Genomic DNA, 20809 nt, shown 5'->3' with positions numbered 1-20809 from the left:
TGCTATCATCTAGGCTTTCATTACTCGCGCTATTTTTCTTGTTAAGAGTAAGCGCACTAGATTCTACTTCTTGCACGATTTGTATGGATTGTTCAGCTTGCTCTAGCAAAGCCAAATCATTTAGAATCGTTTTAAAGGCTCTTTTAGCCACAGGTCGCACAACCACTCCATCGCCTCCACTAAGCCTAAAGCCTTGCATAAGATGCGCGATCGTCCCCCTAGAACATCGAGTGATAAAGCCATTTTCCATAGTCAAGCACTCTTTGGCAAAGGTGCAAGATGCAAAAACTTTTTGCATAGATTTTTGTGAGAGCCTTTTGGTGTCTTTATCGCCACACTTGCTCCATAGTCCAGCCCCACGATAAGTATTACGCAAAATCACTGCTACACCTCTTGCTTGCAAGATAGATTCTAACTTGGTCGCTGACTTTGCATTGACATCTCCATAGTTAGAAATACGCACGATTACTTTGGGGTTTGCAAGAAGCTCTAACATAGAGTCTTTAGGGATTATGGTCGCATTTGTAGCGATACAAATAGAGTGGATTCTAGGACTTGCAAGTGCAAAAGCTAGAATCTCTTGTGCATCTGGGTGGTAGAAAAACTCTCCACCTTGAAACTGCAAATACGCAATTTGCGCTTCTTTGATAAGTTCTTGCATATCAGCGATAATCTCTTGCGCTGGGTAAAAGGGCAGAATCTGTGAGAGATATGGCGAGAAGTTTGCACAATCTTTGCATTTTAGTGTGCAGTTTTGCCCAACAATTACAACAATATTGCTAATCACATTGACATAGCGTTTCATCAACGCTTCTTTATAAGCAGAATCTGGTAGCAAGGGGATCGCCACTCTTGCTAGCTTATTGCCTAGTCGTTTTGCTAAAGATTTTTTCATCACTGCTCCTTTGGGTAGTGTTCGTCTCGCAGTTGCACTAAAACATTATTGAGTAGTGTAGAGCTTGTACCCTGTGTATAGGGGAAATACACAATCCTAACACCTCTTTTTTTGAATTCTTCTTCTATGCTTTGCCACTTTGGCGTAGAAAACCAATCATCCCCCACAAACATCACATCAAACTTCAGGCGATCGTGCATAGCAAGCTTATCCATACTATCTTGCGGGATCACTGCATCGACAAATCGCACAGAGCGCACAATTTCTATTCTCTCATTAAAGGGGATCACCGCGCGCTTATTCTTGTAGCTCACAAGCTCATCTGTGGTAACACCAACGATGAGCTTATCACACATTGATTTTGCATTGCGCAAGAGATTTAAATGCCCTATGTGAAACAAGTCATACACACCTGTGGTATAGCCGATAGTCATTACTACTCCTTAAAGTTGGATTCTGTCATATCTTGTAGTAGTGTCTGTGTAATGGCATTAGATGCGCCATACTTGGGGAAATAGAAATTCTGCTGCAAAATATAAGACCTTAGAGCGGCTTTAGGCGCGAAAGCTTGAGGCAAATGCGAGCATAAATCCTCTAAAATCTGCAATAGCTCGCACTCAGTCGTAGTGATAAACACACCTTGCACCACGCGCAAAGCCCACGCGCTAATCTCAGCAGTACTATGACCTTGTGTGTAGATCACAGGCTTGCCACTTAAAAACGCATAGATTAGCATAGAGCTTGTATCACTAATGATCACATCACAATCGCCAAAGGATTCTATGATGCTTGGGCGCGTATCCCACAACCCATAACGCTCAATACTCTCCTTAATATCCCACCAGCGTTGCTTGGATAAGGTCTTAGATTCTACTACCAAATGATCATACATATTTGGGTGTGGGCGGAAATGGAGTAAAAATCGCCCTTGTCTTGCTTGCTCAAGTAGCACATCAACATAGCGCAAAAATGTCGAATGTATATCGCAAGCAGCCCATCTAGGAGTCCAAAGCACACGCAGTGGCTTTGTGCGCGCCTGCTTGATTCTGTGTCCTCCTAGATGGGCTGCTAAAATCGCTTCAAAGTACGCACTCCCCGTAGTGATAATATGTAGCAAGCTAGGCACACTCTGCCTAGAAGAGCTAAGCCAAGCGTGAAACTCTGTGGGACAAAACAAATAATCATAATAACGCAGTAATGCCGGGTCATACGCGCTAATATCTTGCTCGCAAGCTGAGAACATATACACCCCATACTCCACATAGCAAAGCTTGGAGACTTGCGCTATGGCGTAGTTGCTAAAGGACTCTGGACGCAAGGAATCATAAGGGCGCGTGGTGAAGCAATAATGCGCGGCTAAATCTCGTGGTGTAATAGAGACATTTAAAGCAGCATCAAACCCTATAAGACATAAAGGTTTAGAACTTTGAGCGAGAGTAGATTCTAGCCATTGCGTAAGCTTGGTAGCGTGCAGAAGACTTGACTCGCACAAGGCAGAATCTACGCCAGAATCTAGCATATCTTGCACCAAGATGGCTTGAACCTGCACTTTATGCGCAAAGCTCTGTGTAGATACACTTGCATTAAGATCATAAAACGCACTAGATTGTACCCTTGAAGGCATAGCAAGCACAATCACTTCAAACAAAGGGTTTGCACTAAGGGCTAATGCCAAGGGCTCTAAAGCCTCCCAGCTATTACCCCAATCATTATAAAAAAGCACGCGGATTTTTCGCGCTTTTGTCTCTTTAGCAGAGGTTTTGTGAGGATATTTATGGCTTAGAAATGCAAGAGGTAGAGTAGATTCACGAGCAAAGCAAAGCCTAGCAAACTCCCTGTCCCTACGCTTTTTATATAGATATGCAGATAGAGATTTTCTTATAGGGGGGGGGCAGCAAAGCTTAATGCTAGATTTTATCACTTGCTTAATTTGTGTATAGATAGATTGCACAGCACTCACCACTCAAATATTGTTTTAGCGCGTTTGATTGTAGTATAGGGGATAAGACTACCAGAATCTAAAATTTCATTTGCTACATCAAGCCAAATACCCTGCTCATCAGCCCTTGCCAGCGTGCCTACAATCTCTTGCCTATCAAGCAGTCTAATTTGCACCTTCTCTCCACAAGAGAGTATAAAATGTCGCGGATTTTTCAGCACGCGCTCAACGCCCGGCGAGCTCACTTCTAGTGTATAAGCGTCTTTTACCATATCTTTGACATCAAGAAATGGTGAGATGCTTTGGGATACAAGCTCACAATCATCAAGACTCACACCCCCATCTTTGATGATACTTATGCGCAAAATCTGCGTCTCATTTTCTCTAAGCAAGCTTACATCATAGAGCTTACAACCACAAGATTCTACGATCTCTTCTAGCTCCAACATTATAGAATCCACCCACATTATCGCACATCTCTTTCTTGGGCTATACTTTGGAATATCCGCTCGAGACTCTGTGCCCTAGCCATACTCTCATCAACCATAAATTCCAGCTGCGGGCATTTATACCATCCACTATTGCTTAGTACATACTCACGCAAAATCCCACTCGCCTTGCGCAATGCTTTTAGCACCATAGCCCTATCATCACTATCTGTATGGATAAAGACTTGCGCATTGTATTTGCCCTTAGAGCAAACCACATCAGTAATACTCACGCCATTGATCCTGCTATCCTCTAGGCTACTTAGTGCCTCAATTAAAAGTTCTTTTAGCAGGGATTGTGTGCGCTCCAAATGCACGGACATTATGCCACTCTCCTAGAATCCACTTTTGCCATAGCTAGATCTTTTGCGCCTTTTGCACTTCGATAAAAGACTCAAACACATCGCCCACTTTAATGTCATTATAATTTTCTAGCATAATCCCACACTCATAGCCTTTGGCTACTTCTTTGGCATCATCTTTAAATCGCTTTAGGCTTGCTACACTACCTGTGTGGATTACCACTCCATCTCGGATTAGGCGGATTTTCACTCCGCGCAAAATCTTCCCATCAGTAACCATACACCCAGCAATTGTGCCAACTTTTGCAATGGTAAAAATATCACGCACTTCTGCTTGCCCTGTGTCTTCTTCTTGGATAAGCGGAGACATAAGACCAGAAATCAACGCTTTAACATCATCAATCACATCATAAATCACAGAATAAGTCTTAATCTCTACGCCAGATTCTTTCGCCTTAGTTTTGACAATCCCCGTGGGGCGTAGCCCAAAGCCTAAGATCATACTATTTGTGCTAGCTGCGGCTAAAGCTACATCACTTTCGCTAATCCCACCCACTCCAGAGCTTATGATACTAATCCTTACTTCATCATTATTAAGCTTTTGCAGACTTTGAGTAATGGCTTCGAGACTTCCTTGTGTATCAGCCTTGATAACAATGGGGATATTTTTAAGCTGTCCTTTTGCCACCATTTCACTTAGTTCATCAAAGGATACTTTAGTCGATTTGCTTAGCTCCTTTTGCCTTAGATAGGCCGCTAGCTTTTGGGCTTTCTCTCTTGCCTGCGTATCGCTCTCTACCACATAGAGCATACTTCCAGCACTTGGCACTTCACATAGCCCAGCGATAGAGGCTACACTCGAAGGCGTAAGCTCTCTTATTTCTTTACCCATATCATCAACCATCGAGCGCACACGCCCATACGCCGTGCCAGCATAGATTGGATCACCTATCTTAAGTGTGCCTTGCTTCACAATAATAGTCGCTACAGGTCCCCTACCCTTTTGCATACTGCCCTCTAGCACCACTCCTTGGACACCTGCCTTAGGCGAAGCTTTTAGCTCCAACACTTCAGCGTGGAGTAAAATTGTCTCAAGTAGCACATCGATACCCTCTCCACTCTTAGCAGAAATAGGGATAAACTCATACTCCCCACCCCAATCATTTGGGACAAACCCAAGCTCTGCGCACTCAGATTTTAGCTTATCTGGGTTGGCACTCTCTTTATCCATTTTATTCATAGCGATGATAGTTTGCACATTTGCTGCTTTGGCGTGACTTAGTGCTTCAATCGTCTGTTGCTTCACACCATCATCTGCAGCAATTACAATGATGGCAATATCTGTAACCTGCGCCCCACGACTGCGCATCTCGCTAAAGGCTTCGTGTCCGGGCGTATCAATAAAGCTAATGAGCTTGCCATTTTTCTCCACCATATATGCACCGATATGCTGCGTGATCCCCCCTGCCTCACCACTAGCTACGCGAGATTCTCTAATCTTGTCAAGCAAAGAAGTCTTGCCGTGATCAACATGTCCCATAATGGTTACTACCGGTGGGCGGGCAATGAGATCTTTCTCATCAAAAGTGATTTCTTGCTCTTCTTGCTCTTGGGCTTGGATGGAAATGGAGATTTGAAACTCTTCTGCAAGAATCTCTATGGCATCTTTATCTAGGAAGTCGTTTTTGGTTACCATAAGTCCTAGCCCAAAAAGCACTTTAATGACTTCTGTAAGCGACCTGCCCGCAGACTCTGCAAACTCATATACGCGGATTTCTTCTGGGATTATGATTGAGTTTTGAGCAACCTTGCTTGTGTCTGCTTGCTGCCTTTGGGACTTTTTACGGCGACCGCGACTAATGGAGCGATGCTCATTTAGCCAAGGGTTTTTGCGCTGGATTTTTACACGATCTGCGATAGCCTGTCGCTCCTGGTTTTCCTTATCTTCATCGACAATCTCACGCTCACTAAAATCAAAGAGCATAATTTCATCTTGCTCTTCATCATAATCACTTCGATGTGAGCCAAAATCCCTATCAAGCAACTCGATTTTCTGCTCATTACCCCTGTGTGCTACCGCAACTTTTTTGGGAGACTTTTTAGACTTTCTGGATCTAATTGGCTCATCTATATCTTGATCTTGCCCCATAAGCTCTTGGATGGATGGGGCATAGGTTTGAGATTTCTTGCTTGATGCATCTTGACTAGTGACTGAACCGGTGGTCTTCTTTACGATGCGGATACCAATGTTACGCTGGGCAAGGGTAGAGTCCTTTTTAAACTCTACTTCCTGCTTGGATTCTAGTGATGTGTCTTGCTCTTTTGGAGCTTGAGCTGGCTTTAGCTTTTTGGTAGGACTGGATGCCTTCGCGTTAGACTCTTTGGTATCCTTTTTGGTTAGCCTATCACCGCTTAACTTATCTGTCTTGATGGATTTGGTGGGAGACTTTGTAGATTTTGCAGACTTTGTATCTTTGGTTTTTGTGCTAGCTTTTGTAGTCTTTGCCTTAGTGACTGGCATACGATTTACGCCTGTTGTCACATACTCAGCGAGAATCGGCGCCATCTCCACACTAACAGAACTAGTTGTATTTTTTACATCGAGCCCTAGCTCCTTGGCTTTCTCAAGTACTTCCTTAGCATTTCTTGCTATATCTGCTGCTATTTCTACAATCTTTACCTTATCACCCATACTTTGCTATCTCCCGGATTATTTGTAAGCTCTTGGGTTTATCCTCAATCGTGCTAAATCGACTCAATGCCTTTGTGATTTTCTTCTCACACGCCACACACTCTCCGCATAGATAGAAGCTTCTCCCGCCGCTCATACGCTCAAGTGAGCCTACAACCAAACCATCTTTAATATACAAACGCAGTAAAGTTCTTTGTATCTTGCGAGAGCGACAAGCTACGCACATACGAGTAGGCTCATAGCAAGATGTGCTAGACATACAACCTCGATTCGCACTTAATGTGGCGCATTCTAGCTAATTTTTCTTAAAAATCCCATAAACAACCCAACATACACATGCACCACCTAGAATCTACATAGTCCTACTTGCTTAAAGTTAGCCTAGCACTTGAGCACTAGGCTCGGGCACTAGCGACCTTTGCGCAACTCTTTTGCCGATGGATAGACAAAAAATGTCTTACGCTCTACTTGGATGCTCTCATCATCAATAGCATACGCTCGTATCTTAATATCTCGTATCAAGTCCTTATCCTCCAGCGCAGAATCTAACGGGGTTTTGGCACTAATTGTAACCACAAGCTTACGCTTATTGCCCTCTCTTACCGCCACAGGCTCGCGTGGTGAGATAATTTCTAAACTCTCATTATCTAAAACCTCAAAATAAAAGCTATGTGCCTTAGAGTCAGTGTTTTCCACCAAGAATGTATAATCATTATTGACCGCACCGCTTTTGCGTATAGAATAGGCTTGCGTATTTCTATCAATATTAAGCAACATGCTCTCTTTACTACTCCCAACAATTAGCAAAATTGTAAAAATAATCGCTAGCACCGCCATATAGCCGATCGTTTTGACTCTCACATAGCGCACCTTTGAGTGCGTGCTAATAGCATTTGGTGAGCTCCACTGCACAAGCGAAGGGCGATTATAATGTGCCATTACAGAAGTGCAGGCATCGACACATTCAAGGCAGTTAATACACTCTAGCTGCATACCTTTTCTAATATCAATATGCGTTGGACAAACTTTCACGCAAGCTATGCAATTTGTGCATTCATTGGCTTCATTTTGCTTCTTAGGTGCTAAGGGATTTTTGCTACCATCTGGCGCATACACAGCCCCACCACGCTTAGGGTCATAGATTGCCATAATAGTGTCATTATCATAGAGCACACTCTGCACGCGCGCATAGGGGTACACATAAATACAAAAATTCTCCCCCAAAAGCGTTACATCAAAGAGTAAGAACAACGCTATACCAAGCCAAAATCCTAGTAGAATCTTATGATTTAGCGGATCACTAATGTAAGCGAAAAAATCACTTGGTGGCACGAAAAACCACAAGAAATTCGCCGCAGCAAGCAGAGCGATCACAGAGAAAATCACCATTGCTAAAAGCTTCTTAAGCTTTGTACTAAAAAGTGTGAAATCTGGCTTTTTTTGCTTATTATCAATGCGCTTACGCAAGCCCAAAAGCTTTGTCTCAATCCCATCGCGATAAATCACGCGAAACATCGTCTGTGGGCAACCCCAACCGCACCACACGCGCCCACCCAATGTCGTCATAAAAAATATCCCCACAAAGAGCATTATCAGCAAGAACGGCATTAAATACAGCTCTTGGACGCTAAAAACTACCCCTAACAAATGTAACTCTTTGTGATCAAATGAGAGGAGAAATATTTGGTTGCCATTAATTTTGATAAAAGGTAGCGACAGAGCGATAATCGCCACACAGACATAAATCATATACCGCCTAAAGCGATAAGGCAAGCCGATCTTTTGCGATAACTTTTGTGTAGAATCAGTAGTTTGCATTGTCTCTCCTTTGGTTCTTCATAGTCCCTAAACTCGTGTCCCAAAGCAGATAGCCTTTAAGATTAAGTTTTAACCGCCTCAAGATTCCCAAAGATTATAATATTTTAGTAAAAAAAGTCAATGCTAAGCCTCAAACCACATCTGCGCCAAGCTAGCTTAATCACACTTAGGCAGATTCTCTATGGATATGCTACAATACGCCCTATTCTTCTCAAATGTATCACTCTTAAAAGGACATCTCAATGCTGCAAACAATCAATCTTTCAATGCGTTATACGACAAAAAAGTTATTTGAAAATGTCAATATCAAGCTAGATTCTGGCAAACGCTATGGGCTTATCGGAGCAAATGGTGCGGGGAAATCCACCTTTTTAAAAATCCTAAGCGGAGAATATGAAGCAAGTAGCGGGGAAGTTGTCATAGAAAAGGGCTTGAAAATGGGTGTGTTAAAACAAGACCAATATGCCTACGAAGAGCTAAGCCTAAAAGATGCGGTGCTACTAGGCAATAAGCGATTATACGAGGCTATAAAACGCAAGGAATATCTCTATGAAAATGGCGATTTAAGCGACGATAAGGTTAATGCTGAACTAGGTGAGCTAGAGATAATTTGTGCCGAAGAAGACCCAATGTATGAATGCGAAGTGGTGATTGAAAAGATTCTAGAAGATTTGGGATTTGAATCTAGCGCACATAATGAGCTGATGAAAACCCTAACCGGTGGGGATAAGTTTAAGATTCTACTAGCCCAAGTACTTTTCCCAAAGCCTGATATTTTGCTACTAGATGAGCCTACAAACAACCTTGATTTGCACTCTATATCGTGGCTTGAAGAAAATCTCAAACGCCACGAGGGCACACTTGTAGTCATCAGCCACGATAGGCATTTTCTAAACAGCGTTTGCACACATATTTTAGATATGGATTTTGGCTCTGTGCGGGAGTTTAGCGGGAATTATGATGATTGGTATATCGCTTCTACACTCATTGCCAAACAGCAAGAAATGGAGCGAAACAAAAAGCTTAAAGAAAAAGAGGAGTTAGAATCTTTTATCGCACGCTTTTCTGCTAATGCAAGTAAAGCCCGCCAAGCTACAAGTCGCCAAAAACAGCTTGAAAAGCTAAATATTGAATCCTTAGCGGTTAGCTCTAGGCGAGACCCTAGCATAGTTTTTAAGCCCAATCGCCCCATAGGCAACGAAGCCCTAGAGTGTGAGAATATCTCAAAAAGCTATGGGGATTTATGCGTGCTAAAAAATGTAAATCTAAAGATTCTGCCCGGGGATAAAATCGCTATCATCGGAGCAAATGGCGTGGGTAAAAGCACTTTGTGTAAGATTTTAGTTGAAGAGCTAGGGGCAGATTCTGGGCTAGTCAAATGGGGAGCGACAACGCAAAGGGGCTACTTCCCACAAAATGTAAGCGAAGAGATAAGCGGGGAAGAAAGCTTGTATGAGTGGCTAAGGGGCTTTGATAAGAAAAAAGAGAGTGGCGAGATACGCAACGCACTAGGGCGAATGCTTTTTAGCGGAGAAGAGCAAGAAAAGCCCATAAACGCCCTAAGCGGTGGGGAAAAGCACAGAATGGTGCTAAGTAAGCTTATGCTAGAAGGGGGGAATTTCCTAGTGCTTGATGAGCCTACAAACCACCTTGACTTAGAGTCTATTATCGCACTGGGTGAAGCATTGTATAAATTTGGCGGAAATGTAATTTGTGTCAGCCACGATAGGGAGCTTATTGATGCCTATGCCAATAGAATCATTGAGCTAAAAGCAGATTCTAGCGGCAATGGTGCGGAGATTATAGACTTCCGCGGCAGTTATGAAGAATATTTAGAATCTAAGGGCGAGTGATAAATGAGTAAGCATAATGAAGCGATGAAAAAGCTTTATGATAAAAATTTAGAGCTTTACAAGAGTGGCGATATATACAAAAACTACCGAGAGCAAGAATCGGTAATTGAAAATATTTTTAGTAAAAGTGGGGTTTTTGCCAAATTAGAGCAAGAAAATCTACAACAAGTTGTGCTGTTGAAAGTCTCTGTGTAGATAGCTTTTATAGCACTAATCTTGCAAAATTTGGAATCTATGAAGTCGCAAAACATATCGCCGAGTTAGAATCTCAAAAGCAAATCCACCAAAAAATACACAATGCCACCCCACATAATTACGATGAGTTAAAGGATATTATTGAGCAAATTGCAAAATGCAAAGGAAAAGATAGTAAGAAAAAAGTCTTTTACTCCTTTGCGACAAAATACTGCTTCCACCACAATCAAAATGCCTTTAGAATCTATGATAGCTTTGTGCGTGAAGTGTTGGTGTTGTTTAACAATGGCAAGAAAAATAACACCAACTTTGCGAATATACCTAGTGAGCTAGTAGGCACGAATTTTTTTGGAGCAAAACTCACAAACAAAGAGCTTAAGGACTATAAAAATTACGATACATTCCTTCAAGTCATTGATAGATTTGCCGAGTTCTACGGACTTAAAAATGAAAACACACGAGATTTAGACCATTTTTTATGGATTCTAGGCAAAGAAAATAAAAAGCAGGGCGAAAATAATTAATAGAAAATAGCTTTTATAAAAGTGGATTCTACCCTTAAAGCCTTTTTAAGCTTTAAGGCAAGGTATAGAATCTACTTGTTGTTCTGCTGATTTGGGTTAAGCTGCTTGCCCATATTGCCTTGATTTTGGTCATACTGCCTATTATGCCACTTGTGCCTTTATTAGGATTTTGTATATTAGCAGTGTTGTCTTTTGAATTGATTTTACCCTGATTAGAATTGACTTATGCCAATTTGACTCCTTTAAAAAATTTAAAGGAGCATTATGTGTTTTTATGATTTAGCTTAAATTTAAGACAAATAATATTTTTGCAAAATCCCCAAATCCTTAGCTGGAGCTAGCCCCTATACCCACCTTAAAGTATTTGGGTATAGGCAACTTAGATTCTTAGGTAGGAGTGTAAGCTCTAAGCTCACCTAGCAAAAATCACTAGAATCTCGCTACCTCTATCTCTACTCTGCAAATCAGCATTACTGCGCAAAAATATATGTGCATTGTGATAAATCGCAATATGCTTGACAATGGAAAGCCCAAGCCCAGTGCCCCCAAGCTTTTTACTACGACTCTTATCAACACGATAAAATCTCTCAAACACACGCTTTTGCGCTCTCTCTGGGATACCTATGCCACTATCTTTAACCATTATAGTAGCAGTATCTCGCCCAATGGGGAGAGCTAGATTTGGCGTGATATGAGTGAAGTCTTTGGTGGTTTTTGGGTCAAACTCCCCTGTAGTAATACAGATCTCCAAAGAACCTTGCTGATTGTTGTATTTGATAGCATTTTCACAAAGATTATAGAGCATATCCTCTAATAGGCGCACTACGGCATTAATCGTGCAAGAATCTCGATTATCACAGACAATCTGCGCGCGTAGCTCCTTTTCTGTAGCAAGTGGCGCAAGTGAGCATAATACTCGCTGTGCTACTTCATAGATATTAACCACGCTAGATTCTAGCTTCTCGCCTCCTTCATCAAAAAATGAGAGTTTTAAAATATCGTTAATAATCTCTAATAATCGCTTGCATTCATCATAGATTTTGTCAAAAAAGAGTGCGAAGTCTTTCTGTGGAATTAGCCCTTGTTTCATCATCTCACTACTTGCCATAATCACACTTAGCGGAGTTTTTAGCTCGTGGGTAACATTAGCACTAAACTCCTTACGCATTGCGTGGATTTGGTTTTTTTCATTGCGATCAAGCAGCAACACAACAAAGGCTTTAGGCTTTAGCTTACCCCAAGTAGGGAGTGCAATACACTCGATATGATTGTCCTTTATTTGTCGCTCGCTAGTTTGGATCTGCGGAGAAGACAAATCAATGAAAGCAAATACATCTTGCACGCTGGTAGGGTTAGATTCTAAGGTGGGGAGCAGCTCTCTTGCCTTGGTGTTGTAGCTTAGGATTTGCTTTTTGGTATTAATTAGCACTAAACCTTCATTGATATTTTGGCTAATTGCCTGAAACTGCTGTTGCTGGCGGCGGATAATTTTTAGCTGTTTTTTTAGCTGTTTTCTCTGCGTAATAATCTTGTAAAAAAACGGCACAAGTTCACGATAAGGCGTGTGAAACTTCTTAGTATCTAGGGCGGAGAGATTATTAAGCGGAGCGACGATAGAGCGAGTGAGATAGCTTGTAATGATTGTGCTTACAAACAGCGTGATGATAAGTAAAATTGCCATATAGCCTAAAATAGGCAACAAAAATGCATAAATATCTCTCTGATTCATAGAGACACGCAAGATAAGCTGATACTCAGGCAAATAGCTCGCATAATATAACGCTTTATACAGCGTGTTTGTAGATTTGCGCTCGATATAGCCCTTGCCAATAGCAAGCGCCATCTGCACTTCTTTCCTATCTTTGTGGTTATCCAAATCCACCGCGCTAATGGTGTTGTCATAAATCACAACACCCTCTTCTGTGATAAGAGAAATGCGGTAAGGGTATTGCGCCCAAAATGCCAGATAATCAGTATTGTGCATTTGTGTTATGAGCTTTTTAGATTCTAGCTCCAAATGCTCATAAGCCCATTTCTGCCCTATCACTTCTGCTGCTAAAAAAAACAGTCCGAATATAGCGATCTCCACCCCAGCCACAAGCCCAAATATCGAGTAAAAAATCTTTGCTTGTAAGGATTTTGGTGGCTTTGTGTCATCTAGCGTAATGCTTGGACTACTTGGTATTAGTGCTTTTTGTAATTGCGACATTAGGATAAGCCTATTGGGAAAGTATCGTGTCTCTAGCGCAAGAACACACTAGATTCTAGCGAATTGTATGACTGACAAATTTTGCATAGTTATCTAAAATCAAACCACCTTTGCGAAACCCTAGTCCGCAAGACTCATAGGCAAAAAATACATTTGGCTGGTAGTAGAACTCACCACTGCGATTAAGCTCTTGGTATGCTTGATAAACTCTCTTGCAGTTTTGATACTCGGTGGTATTTTGCGCTAGGATCTTACTACTTGCATCAAAAATCTCTATCCCCTGCCCTTCTCTACCAAAACTAGCCTTTGCCACCTGCGCTTTGCCTTGTAGTGGAGTAAAGCTAGATTCTAGTAATAAAGGGTGATTAGGGAAGAGATCCCAAAGGATTTTTAAGATTCTTTTACTTTGGAAAAGTAGCGTATAGGCTGGGTTTAGAAAAATCCCAGCCTTATTCTCCATAATGGAGCGCATAAGCATGGCTAGCTCTGGTTCATCAATGGCGATACTCTCCCACGGCAATAGCTTAAATAAAAATTCATAATTACACTCATTGAAGAACACTCCTTCATCTTGGGAGAATTGCACTTCATCAATATAGGCAAACTCCGTCTCAAAGCCAGCGCTTCTAGCGATCTCTTGCAAAAATCTAGTCGTGCGCTCTTCTTCATCATTACCACTCACACAACTAAATAGTATCTTCCATCCCTCATAAATCTCGCTAAAGCGACTTGTATCTGCGCCAAGCGTGATGATGCGTTTAAAATTCTCTTCCAACGCTTCATAGATGTTATTAAACTGCGCATTTTCATCAAGCCCATTTGCCTTGAGCATAGCCCATTGGATAAGCGCACTTTCATAGAGCATTGTAGGTGTATCGGCGTTAAATTCAAGTAGTTTTAAAGGCAACCCATCAAGCCCACCAGCAAAGTCAAATCGCCCATATAAATGCCAATGCACTTCTTGCTCCCAGCTCTGTTTAATCATAGGGATGAGCGATACGGGTATATCCAAATCAAAAAATAAGTTGTTGTCAATTACATACTGCCCTGCTTCGCAAAACATATCGTAAAGCTCATTACCAGCTTCATAAAAAGCTTGCGCTTCTTCTTGGGATATTTCCACCATTTCATTTTCTATGTAAGGATTGGAATCTATATCCGTATGCCAACTAAGCCCGATAGATTCTAATGTGTCTTTGGTTAAGGGTTTAAGCGATGTAATATGCATCAATATCCTTTGACTTAAGATTTCCTGACATTATAGAGTTTTGCCATTATATTATGGCTTAAGCGATGATAAAAGAAAAGCGCGTTATAATGCGCGCCTGCAAATCTATTTTAGGATTTGTAGCGGAGTATGGCGCAGCCTGATTAGCGCGCACCCTTGGGGTGGGTGAGGTCGTGGGTTTGAATCCCGCTACTCCGACCACTTATCTCCTTATTATGATAGCCTTATAGCAATCCTACTCTTTATAAGCAAAAACATTTCCATTAAAATCTTGCAGTCTTGCACTGATGTTTTCAAGGTAGAAAATTGCAAAATCTGGATGGTTTGGGTTATTATCAAAGGCTTTTGCTATGCGTTCATACTTTGCTATAAGGGCTTCTTTGACATCAATATGGTTCGCTACTCTTGCTTCTCCACGCACACGCAGAGCTAAAATATCTGGGCTACTCGTGCAGATTTCAACACCGCTATATTGCGTGATATGTTTATAGAGATTTTTATGTGTCGTTGTGCCAAAGTAAAGTTTGTCATTATGCACGATGTTAGAACGCATAGGACGCACTCGTGGATTCCCACAAGTACCCTTTGTGCCAAGGTAAAACACCCCTAAATCCAAAATCTTGCCAATCTCTATTAGTGTAAGATGCTCCATCACACCCTACTTGATACTAGCTAGTGCTTTTTGATAATCTGGCTCATTTGTGATTTCTTCACATACTTCTACATAAGCGACTTTACCTTCAGGATTTACCACAATCACCGCACGAGTAAGTAATCCTGCAAGTGGGGAAGATTCTAAAATAAGCCCATAAGCCCTGCCAAACTCTTTTGCGTTAAAATCACTAAGCGTTGTGAGATTATTAATCCCTTCAGTACTGCAGAATCTACCTTGTGCAAAAGGTAAGTCCAAAGATACAACATATACTTTTGCGTTGGTTAGTTTCGCTGCTTCTTCATTAAATTTACGCGTTTGTGTTGCACATACGCCAGTATCAAGACTTGGTACGACATTAATGATTTGATAGCTTCCGCTTGCACCACCCACTTCTACTTGCGATAAGTCTTTTGCTGTAAGATTTGCCTTTGGGGCATTATCACCTAACTTTATTGTGTTTGCACTTAGTTTTGCTGGAGTACCTTTAAATTTTACTTCCATATGTTTGTCCTTTTAATTTTGTTAATGATCCCCAAATACTTCTTCGTAAATGATGCAAAAAGCCTTGGTGGATTAGATGCAATTATAGCCTAAAGAATGTTAAGAGATGATGAGAATGTCTAGAATCTATCCTTATAGTTCTAGGTCTAGATATGGGGACTTAAAGTGCGCAGTATCTAGCGCTATCAATGTTGAGATTCTAGTGGAATTAGGGCACAATTACTGCATTTATTTTTAGGACTTTTTATGGCTATCGCTTTAGATTCTAGCTCTCTCCACATCCCAGAGATTCTATCTCCTGCAATTTTTATTGCTGATGCACACTATATCCCAGAACCAAACCACACATTCACGCTAGATTTTAGCAAGCTAGAATCTAGCCAAAACACAAGAGTAGAATCTCCACTAGAATCTAAATGGGAGTTTTTAGATTCTAGCTCACCATATCCGTGCTACATCGGCAAAAATGGCTTCATAGGACTACTGCAATCTCTCCTACTTAACCCACCAACACAGTTGTTTTTAATGGGAGATATTGCACATTTGTTTATCCCACATATCACGCATAATGCCGTAATCCATCGTGAGTTTATCACACTGCTTAATGCCCTATCGCATCGTATGGAAGTCTTTTACTTTGAGGGCAACCACGACTTCGGACTAGATTCTAGGCTCTTGCCACGCGTGAAAATCTACCCACGCAAGCTCCAGCCAGCTGTTTTCACCTACCAAAATAAGCTATTTTTACTATCGCATGGAGACTGCTTTATCACCAAAGGGTATGAATACTACATAACTGCCTTAAGCGCACCTTTTACCCTAAGCGTGCTAAAGCTTATTGACACCATAAGCCTAGGTTATATTCATAGCTGTGCGCGATCCCTAGTCAATGCCAAGCATATCAAATCCCTAGCTCTTAATGAATATGACTTTAGGGATTTTGCAAGTAAGAGAATCGCAGCATACAAGCACTATACTTACTGTAATGCGCACGATTTACCAACTCTCCAAAATCAAGTGCATAAGCCCTACAAGCAAACACCAGAAAAGTGCGACTTTGGAGTGATTGAAGGACATTTCCATATTGGTAAAAAATGGCAAAATTTTTTCGCGCTACCATCTTTTTATTGTGAAAAAAGAATTCTTGTTTTATAATTCTGCCGATATTTTCGTAGCAAATTAGTTTGCAAATGACTTTTCCTTAGGTTTTATTGATGTGAATTTTTAGATTATTTGGAGAACACTATGGCAGGCAATATTTTAGATGCTCAAATTGAAGGCTATAACGAAATAGCATTGATCGACTTCCGTATTTTTGAGCTACGAGATGATGAAGTATATGAGGGGATTTATGGGGTCAATGTCGCAAAGGTGCAGAGTATTATCGAACAGCCAGATGAGCTCTTTGATATACCGGCAAGTCCTGATTATGTGCTAGGACTCTTTGACCTACGCGGGATGATTATCCCTCTTGTCGATCTCTCCAAATGGCTTAATATCAAAGCAGATGATAAGCCACGCAAGCACAAAATTATCGTCTCGGAGTTCAATAATGTCCAAATAGGCTTTGTAGTCGATGAAGTCAAGCGCATACGGCGTGTGAATTGGAAGCAAGTAGAATCTGCGCAATTTAGCTCATCAAGCACCATAGAGCGCGGTAAGATCACTGGCACAACGCGCATTGAAGATGGGCGGACTCTACTGATTTTGGATCTAGAGAGTATTATTGATGAGCTAAATTTCTATGAGAAGAAAGCTGATGAAATCATCACCATTGTTGAAGAACACGAGCGTTTCAAAGGATTGGCACTTGTGCTAGAAGATAGCTCCATAGCACGCAAGCGTGTGGTGCAAAATCTCGTAGCTATGGGGTTTGAAGTCGTAGAAGCGATTGATGGCGATGAAGGCAAAGAAAAGATAGAATCTCTCTTCCAACAATACGGGGATAAACTATCCGATCATCTCAAAATCATCGTAACTGATGTAGAAATGCCAAAGATCGATGGCTTCCATTTTGCCAACGAAGTCAAAAATGACCCAAGGTTCTCCAAAATACCACTTGTGTTTAACTCCTCAATTTGCGATCCCAATAGTATGGAAAAAGGGAAAAAAGCTGGAGGCGATGGATATATAGTCAAATTTGATCCTAATATTTTCTACCAAGAAGTTAAAAAACTTCTAACTTCTGTGTGATTTTGGTAATTTTTTGGTAGAATAGCCGCCAAATTAATGAGAAGAGGTATTGTGGTATGGATGATATGCAAGAAATAATGGAAGACTTTTTGATCGAAGCATTCGAGATGGTCGATCAGCTCGATCAGGATCTAGTCGAACTAGAGAGTAATCCGGAAGATCTAGAGCTACTCAATCGTATTTTTAGGGTTGCACACACAATTAAGGGCTCTAGCTCTTTCTTGAATTTTGATATTCTTACTAACTTGACCCACAATATGGAAGATGTCTTGAATAAAGCAAGACGCGATGAGCTGAAAATCACCCCTGATGTAATGGATGTTGTCCTACTTTCTATTGATTTGATGAAAGCACTTTTGCAAGCAATTAGGGATTCTGGCACAGATGCTAATAGTGGAATTGACATTAGCGATGCTGTTGCTAAACTTCAGTCCATTTCTCAGGGTAGCACCGGGGGAGAAAGCTCAGAGGTTGCTACTCCGGCATCTCCAAAAGAAGAAGCCAAACCGGCACCCCAAAGCGACTCTAGCAACCCTCTCGCAGATGAGCCTGATAAAGACTACGCCAATATGAGTTCTGCCGAAGTGGAAGCAGAGATAGAGCGTTTGCTCTAAAAGCGTCAGGAAGCGGATAAGCAAATGCGTGCGCAAAAGAAAGCAAGTGGGCAAGCAAGCGACATACAAGCTCCAAAAGCACCAATAGAAGCACCGACCCCAGCTAAAGCTAACCCCAAAGCAGAAGCTAAACCAGTAGCAGGTGGCAAAGATGAGGGTAAAGTAGCTACGAGCGTAGAGCAAACAGTCCGCGTTGATGTTAGACGGCTAGATAATCTCATGAATCTCATCGGCGAGCTTGTACTAGGTAAAAATAGGTTAATTAAAATCTATGGAGATGTAGAGGAGCGATACGATGGAGAGAAATTCTTAGAAGAACTCAATCAAGTTGTATCATCTATCTCTAGTGTAACAACAGATCTACAGCTTGCAGTAATGAAAACAAGAATGCAGCCCGTAGGGAAAGTGTTCAACAAATTCCCAAGAATGGTGCGAGATTTATCTAGAGAGCTTAAAAAAAGTATTGATCTTGTTATCACAGGTGAAGAGACAGAGCTTGATAAATCTATTGTGGAAGAGATAGGCGATCCACTAATCCACATTATTAGAAACTCTTGTGATCACGGCGTAGAATCCCCTGAAGATAGAAAAGCTCTTGGCAAACCAGAAATCGGACGAGTGGATCTCAAGGCATACAATGAAGGCAATCACATTGTGATTGAAATTGCCGATGATGGCAAGGGGCTTGATGCTGAAATGCTCAAGTTAAAAGCTATTGAAAAGGGCTTAATATCCGATAAAGAAGCAGATTCTATGACAGATAAAGAAGCTTTTGGGATCATATTTAAACCTGGGTTTTCCACGGCAAAAGCTATATCCAATGTCTCTGGAAGAGGTGTTGGTATGGATGTTGTGAAAACAAATGTCGAAAAGCTTAATGGTATTATCGAGATAGATTCTGAAAAGGGTGTAGGCACGACTTTCAAGCTAAAAATCCCACTCACACTTGCCATTATCCAAGCATTACTAGTAGGGGCACAGGAAGAATACTACGCTATTCCACTCTCATCTGTCATTGAAACAGTCCGTATTGGTCAAGATGAAATATATAGCGTTGATGGCAAGTCTGTTTTGCGCCTGCGCGATGAAGTACTCTCACTTGTGCGTTTGGCTGATATTTTTGGTGTAGATTCTGTGCTAGAGACGGCAAGCGAAGTATATGTTGTCATCATCGCACTTGCTGAGCAAAAAATCGGCGTAATTGTGGATTATCTCATCGGGCAAGAGGAAGTTGTTATCAAATCACTTGGCTACTACCTTAAGAGTACTAGAGGTATCGCGGGGGCAACCGTGCGTGGTGATGGTAAAATTACCTTAATTGTTGATGTCGCTGCTATGATGGACATGGCAAAAGAAGTAAAAGTAAGCATTAATGCCGCTATGGAGGAAGCCCAAAACTTCAAATCTAAGTCTGCCCCATCAGATTATATTGTCCTAGCGATTGATGATAGCAATACCGATAGAGCTATTATGAAAAAGTGTCTAAAGACATTGGGGGTTACTGTCCTAGAGGCAAGCAATGGGCTTGAAGGCTTAGAAATTGTCAAAAATAGCGATAAACCACTTGATGCAGTGTTAGTAGATATAGAAATGCCCAAAATGGATGGATATACTTTTGCAGCGGAAGTTAGGAAGTATAATAAATTTAAAAATCTACCGCTTATTGCCGTTACAAGTCGCACGAGCAAAACAGATAGAATGCGTGGAGTAGAATCTGGTATGACAGAGTATATCACTAAGCCCTACACGCCAGAATATCTTGTCAATGTTGTAAAGCGCAATATTAATTTAATAACTGGAGAATAATATGGCTGATAAAATTAGAGATATTTTCGAACAGCAAAAAATGAATACCAGTGGCTTAAACAGAGGGATTGGCGAGACACAAGATGAGCCTGAAGATATTCTACAAGTGATTGGATTTGTTGTGGGGAATGAAGAATTCGCTGTCCCAATTCTTAATGTCAAAGAAATCGTAAAGCCTACAGAATTTACAAGAGTGCCGGGTACACCTCCTTATGTACTGGGTGTATTTAATATGCGTGGTAATGTATATCCGCTCATCAACTTGCGCTTGAAGTTTGGTCTCCCAGCAATTAAGCAAGACAAAGACACTCGCTATCTTATCGTGCATCAAAATGATGAAATAGCTGGATTTGTCATTGATAAGCTTACAGCAGCTATCACATTACCTAGCTCTAGCATAGACCCTGTGCCAGAGACGCTAGCTAGCAACCAAGCAGGTATGATCGATGGGGTTGGTAAGAGAGAAGACCACTTAATCACAATTTTAAAAATCGATGTTTTGCTTAAGCGAGACTTTTAAAAAATAGCGCGGCTGGCTTGCTCGACTCATTTTCTAGAAAAACTTATTGTGTTGCACTTGCACTACTTTACTTGTCTCTAAAAATGAGCTAACACCGAGCGGTATCTCTTGTTTTATAGCCTTGCTTATGTAAGGTTCGCCATAGGAAGTAGCTAGAGCCTTGGCTACTATGCGCTCTACAAATTACCAAAGCTAGGAGAAATATGCCAAAGCTACTTGCTACAATTTACCTATTCTTATGCATTAGCTATACCTATGCGTTTGGCTATTTAGACCCAAGCACAGGCTCTTTGCTTTTGTCATCTTGTATCGCACTTATTACTTCATTGATATTTCTCTCTAAAAGTATTTTTATAAAGTTGCTCAAATATTGACGG

At 41.3% G+C, this 20809-nt stretch carries 18 protein-coding genes, 1 tRNA gene and 1 pseudogene; 8 read left to right on the top strand and 12 right to left on the bottom strand.

Annotated features, from left to right (window positions below):
• The 8 genes from IKB69_RS08235 to ccoG form a co-directional block, all read right to left on the bottom strand.
• Window positions 1–895 (bottom strand): radical SAM protein (locus IKB69_RS08235; protein ID WP_290948236.1); only part of this gene is annotated, 895 nt, incomplete at its 3' end.
• On the bottom strand, window positions 895–1329 hold the full coding sequence (locus IKB69_RS08230) for an adenylyltransferase/cytidyltransferase family protein (protein WP_290948234.1): 435 nt from the start codon (window positions 1327–1329) through the stop codon (window positions 895–897). The genes IKB69_RS08230 and IKB69_RS08235, both read right to left, overlap by 1 nt.
• Before the next feature lie 2 nt (window positions 1330–1331).
• Window positions 1332–2846, bottom strand: a complete 1515-nt coding sequence (locus IKB69_RS08225) for a hypothetical protein (protein WP_290948232.1) — start codon at window positions 2844–2846, stop codon at window positions 1332–1334.
• Window positions 2847–2851: 5 nt separating this feature from the next.
• Window positions 2852–3301: a ribosome maturation factor RimP gene (locus tag IKB69_RS08220; RefSeq protein WP_290948229.1), complete on the bottom strand. Its 450-nt coding sequence runs from the start codon at window positions 3299–3301 to the stop codon at window positions 2852–2854.
• Window positions 3301–3645 carry a 30S ribosome-binding factor RbfA gene (gene rbfA, locus IKB69_RS08215; protein WP_290948227.1) on the bottom strand — a complete coding sequence of 115 codons (345 nt, stop codon included), beginning with the start codon at window positions 3643–3645 and terminating at the stop codon, window positions 3301–3303. Before rbfA ends, IKB69_RS08220 begins: the two co-directional genes overlap by 1 nt.
• Window positions 3646–3679: 34 nt before the next feature.
• Window positions 3680–6316 carry a translation initiation factor IF-2 gene (gene infB, locus IKB69_RS08210; protein WP_290948225.1) on the bottom strand — a complete coding sequence of 879 codons (2637 nt, stop codon included), beginning with the start codon at window positions 6314–6316 and terminating at the stop codon, window positions 3680–3682.
• On the bottom strand, window positions 6309–6575 hold the full coding sequence (locus tag IKB69_RS08205) for a DUF448 domain-containing protein (RefSeq protein WP_290948223.1): 267 nt from the start codon (window positions 6573–6575) through the stop codon (window positions 6309–6311). Before IKB69_RS08205 ends, infB begins: the two co-directional genes overlap by 8 nt.
• Window positions 6576–6724: 149 nt before the next feature.
• Window positions 6725–8134, bottom strand: coding sequence for a cytochrome c oxidase accessory protein CcoG (gene ccoG, locus IKB69_RS08200; RefSeq protein ID WP_290948221.1), 1410 nt, complete (start codon window positions 8132–8134; stop codon window positions 6725–6727).
• A gap of 242 nt (window positions 8135–8376) precedes the next feature.
• On the opposite strand from ccoG, the gene IKB69_RS08195 reads away from it, so the two are divergent.
• From IKB69_RS08195 to IKB69_RS08185, 3 genes are all read left to right on the top strand, one after another.
• On the top strand, window positions 8377–9987 hold the full coding sequence (locus tag IKB69_RS08195; protein WP_290948219.1) for an ATP-binding cassette domain-containing protein: 1611 nt from the start codon (window positions 8377–8379) through the stop codon (window positions 9985–9987).
• A 3-nt stretch (window positions 9988–9990) separates the two neighbouring features.
• A complete protein-coding gene (locus IKB69_RS08190) occupies window positions 9991–10182 on the top strand; it encodes a hypothetical protein (RefSeq protein WP_290948217.1) in 192 nt (63 codons plus the stop codon).
• 257 nt (window positions 10183–10439) lie between these two features.
• Complete coding sequence (locus IKB69_RS08185; protein WP_290948215.1) at window positions 10440–10706, top strand: hypothetical protein; 267 nt, start codon at window positions 10440–10442, stop codon at window positions 10704–10706.
• 412 nt (window positions 10707–11118) lie between these two features.
• On the opposite strand, the gene IKB69_RS08180 is transcribed toward IKB69_RS08185, so the two are convergent.
• Window positions 11119–12915 carry an ATP-binding protein gene (locus tag IKB69_RS08180; RefSeq protein ID WP_290948213.1) on the bottom strand — a complete coding sequence of 599 codons (1797 nt, stop codon included), beginning with the start codon at window positions 12913–12915 and terminating at the stop codon, window positions 11119–11121.
• 55 nt (window positions 12916–12970) lie between these two features.
• The gene (locus IKB69_RS08175) at window positions 12971–14143 is read right to left on the bottom strand and encodes a glutathionylspermidine synthase family protein (protein ID WP_290948211.1); all 1173 of its coding nucleotides are present in this window, start codon (window positions 14141–14143) and stop codon (window positions 12971–12973) included.
• A gap of 123 nt (window positions 14144–14266) precedes the next feature.
• Between IKB69_RS08175 and IKB69_RS08170 the strand changes: the two genes are divergently transcribed.
• A tRNA-Pro gene (locus IKB69_RS08170) sits at window positions 14267–14344 on the top strand.
• Window positions 14345–14378: 34 nt separating this feature from the next.
• Here the strand turns inward: IKB69_RS08170 and IKB69_RS08165 are convergent.
• Both IKB69_RS08165 and tpx read right to left on the bottom strand, forming a co-directional pair.
• Window positions 14379–14795, bottom strand: coding sequence for a hypothetical protein (locus tag IKB69_RS08165; protein ID WP_290948209.1), 417 nt, complete (start codon window positions 14793–14795; stop codon window positions 14379–14381).
• A gap of 6 nt (window positions 14796–14801) precedes the next feature.
• The gene (tpx, locus tag IKB69_RS08160; protein WP_290948207.1) at window positions 14802–15299 is read right to left on the bottom strand and encodes a thiol peroxidase; all 498 of its coding nucleotides are present in this window, start codon (window positions 15297–15299) and stop codon (window positions 14802–14804) included.
• A 246-nt stretch (window positions 15300–15545) separates the two neighbouring features.
• On the opposite strand from tpx, the gene IKB69_RS08155 reads away from it, so the two are divergent.
• The 4 genes and pseudogenes from IKB69_RS08155 (at window position 15546) to IKB69_RS08140 (ending at window position 20432) form a co-directional block, all read left to right on the top strand.
• Window positions 15546–16454 (top strand): hypothetical protein, encoded by a 909-nt coding sequence (locus IKB69_RS08155; protein ID WP_290948205.1) that lies wholly within the window; start codon window positions 15546–15548, stop codon window positions 16452–16454.
• A 90-nt stretch (window positions 16455–16544) separates the two neighbouring features.
• Window positions 16545–17492 (top strand): chemotaxis protein, encoded by a 948-nt coding sequence (locus tag IKB69_RS08150; RefSeq protein ID WP_290948203.1) that lies wholly within the window; start codon window positions 16545–16547, stop codon window positions 17490–17492.
• 56 nt (window positions 17493–17548) lie between these two features.
• Window positions 17549–19912: pseudogene (locus tag IKB69_RS08145) on the top strand (chemotaxis protein CheW).
• 1 nt (window position 19913) lies between these two features.
• On the top strand, window positions 19914–20432 hold the full coding sequence (locus tag IKB69_RS08140) for a chemotaxis protein CheW (RefSeq protein WP_023930552.1): 519 nt from the start codon (window positions 19914–19916) through the stop codon (window positions 20430–20432).
• The last annotated feature ends 377 nt before the right edge of the window (window positions 20433–20809 follow it).

This window comes from Helicobacter sp. (assembly GCF_017502485.1).
Classification (GTDB): Bacteria; Campylobacterota; Campylobacteria; order Campylobacterales; family Helicobacteraceae; genus Helicobacter_B.
The sequence above is the reverse complement of the archived record's forward strand: the minus strand, read 5'-3'. Positions and strand labels throughout refer to the sequence as shown.